Origin of the sequence: Plasticicumulans sp. (genome assembly GCF_035331805.1) — a bacterium.
In the GTDB taxonomy this organism is placed as follows: Bacteria; Pseudomonadota; Gammaproteobacteria; order Competibacterales; family Competibacteraceae; genus Plasticicumulans.
Map to the genome: position 1 here is coordinate 1 of NZ_DAOLKE010000448.1, position 2,492 is coordinate 2,492.

Genomic DNA, 2,492 nt, shown 5'->3' on the forward strand with positions numbered 1-2,492 from the left:
GTGGCAGCGGTGGCAGCGGTGGCAGGGGCGCTCCGGCGCCGGTCAGTCCGGCCCAGCGTCCGCGGCTCGGCTTGAAGCGCGGGCCGCAGCGCGACGACGGCGAGTAAGGCAAGCGTGCGCAGGCGGCGCGCCCGGCGCCTGCGCACGGATCGGGTCTACAGCGGCACGCTTCGGCAAGTCCTGGATGTGCAGGCGCACATCCTGAGAGCGCCCTTGCAGGCCGGATGCGGACTGCCGACGATGCGCAGGCCGCGCGCGGAGCGGGACGGATCGGATCGGATCGGATCGAAGCTGCCCGGATCGACCGCCGGTGCCCGCGCCTGCGCTTCCCCCCGCCGTCCGTGCAGGTCCGTACCGATGCCGTTGCCCCGCATCCCCGCTGCCGCAGCCCGCTTCGTCGCCGGCCTGCTCGGCCTCTGGCTGATCCTGTCCGCCGGCCTCGCCGGGGCCGGCGTCATGACCCGTACGACGCTCGGACAGATCTATCCGCCGCCGTACAGCGTCGGGGAGCAGGCGCGCGAGCTGCCGGTCTGGCCGCTGTCCAGGATGAACGGGCCGTATCCGGAACTTGAAGGCTGGCTGTTCGAGTCGATCGACTTCGCGCCGATCCCGGGCTTCTCGGGCACGCCGGTCAACCTGCTGGTCGAGATCGCGCCGGACGGGCAGTTCCGCGACGTGCGCGTGATCTCGCAGCACGAGCCGGTATTCCTCGACGGCCTCGGGCCGGAGCCGCTCGCGGCCTTCGTGCGCCAGTACGTCGGCCTCGGGCTGAACCGCAACATCAAGGTCACCAGCAGCACCAACGGCGGCGTGCGGCTCGACAGCGCCAATGCCTACATCGACGGGGTCTCGAAGGCGACGGCCTCGGTGCGCATCGTCAACGACTCGATCGTCAACGCCGCGCTGGCCGTGGCGCGCGCGAAGCTCGGCATCGGCGGCGGCAGTCCGGCGCGCGCCGGCACCATCCGCAGTGAGGTGCTCGATGCCGGCCTCGACTGGGCCGGACTGAAGGACAAGGGGCTGGTGGCCTGCCGCCAGTACTCGAACCGCGAGGTCGAGCGGGCCTTCGCCGGCACGGTCGGCGAGGGTCAGGACCCGGAGGCGCTGGCCGCCCCGGAGGCGCTGTATCTGGAGTTCTGCGCGACGCTGCTGAACGTGCCGGGCGTGCATGCGGCGCTGCTGGGCGACGACGCCTGGGCGCGCATCGCGCGCACGCTGGAGCCGGGGGATCTGGTGCTGCTGGCGTTCTCGCGCGGGCGCTACGGCTTCGCCGGGCCGGACTTCGTGCGCAATGCCATCCCCGACCGGCTCGGGCTCGCGCAGGGCGGGCTGCCGCTCGGGCTGCGCGACATGGACCTCGACGAGCGCGTGCGCGTCGCCGGGCTGCCGGACTTCGATACCGTGAAGTTCTTCCGCGTGCTGGCGCAGGCCGGGCTCGATCCGGCGCGGCCGGTCGAACTGTCGGTGCGCACGACGCGCGCCCACGGCCTGCTGTATCCGGAGCGCGTCAGCCGCGACCTGGGCCTCGAACTGGCCCTGCCGGCACGCTACGTCGAGCGCGCACCGCAGGCCCCGCAGCCGCTGAGCGGCTGGCGCGCGGTCTGGGCCGAGCGTGCCGGCGAGCTGCTGATCCTGCTCGCCGGCTTCGTGCTGCTGACGCTGCTGCTGGCGCGACCGGCGTGGCTCACGCACGACGCCACGCGCCTGCGCCGGGTGCGCACGCTGTGGCTCGTCTTCACGCTCGGTTTCATCGGCTGGTACGCGCAGGGGCAGCTGTCGATCGTCAACCTGACGGCCGTGATCCAGGCGCTGCGCGCCGGGCGCGGGCTCGACTTCCTGCTCAACGACCCGATGACGGTGCTGGTCTGGGCGTACACGGCGCTGGCGCTGGTGGTCTGGGGGCGCGGCACCTTCTGCGGCTGGCTGTGTCCGTTCGGCGCGCTGCAGGAGCTGGCGGCGCTCGGTGCGCGCGCGCTCGGCCTGCAGCCGCGGCGCGTGCCGGAGGCGCTCGATGCCCGGCTGATGCCGGTCAAATATGCGGTGCTGGCGCTGATCCTCGCCGCGGCGTGGTTCGCGCCGGCGCTCTCCGACCGGCTGGTCGAGATCGAGCCGTTCAAGACCGCGATCACGCTCGGCTTCGTGCGCAGCCTGCCGTTCGTCGCGTGGGCGCTGGCGCTGATCGCGCTGAACCTGGTGTTCTACAAGGCCTTCTGCCGCTGGCTGTGTCCGCTCGGCGCGGCGCTGGCGCTGCTCGGGCGCGTGCGCGTGTTCGCGTGGCTGCCGCGGCGCGCCGAGTGCGGCAGCCCCTGTCAGCTGTGCCGGCGCAGCTGCGAGTACGGCGCGATCCGCCGCGACGGTGCGATCCGCTACGCCGACTGCTTCCAGTGTCTGGACTGCGTGGCGATCTACCGCGACCGCAGGCGCTGCGCCCCGCTGCTGCTCGCCGACAAGCGCGCCGCGCTCCTGTTCCAGCTCCCGCCGTTCATGAAGAA

The 2,492-nt window shown here is 72.9% G+C and carries 1 protein-coding gene; it reads left to right on the forward strand.

Annotated elements, in window-relative coordinates; genetic code table 11:
- Positions 1-357 precede the first annotated feature (357 nt).
- A partial coding sequence (locus PKE44_RS18195; RefSeq protein ID WP_324554066.1) for a 4Fe-4S binding protein occupies positions 358-2,492 on the forward strand: 2,135 nt, incomplete at its 3' end.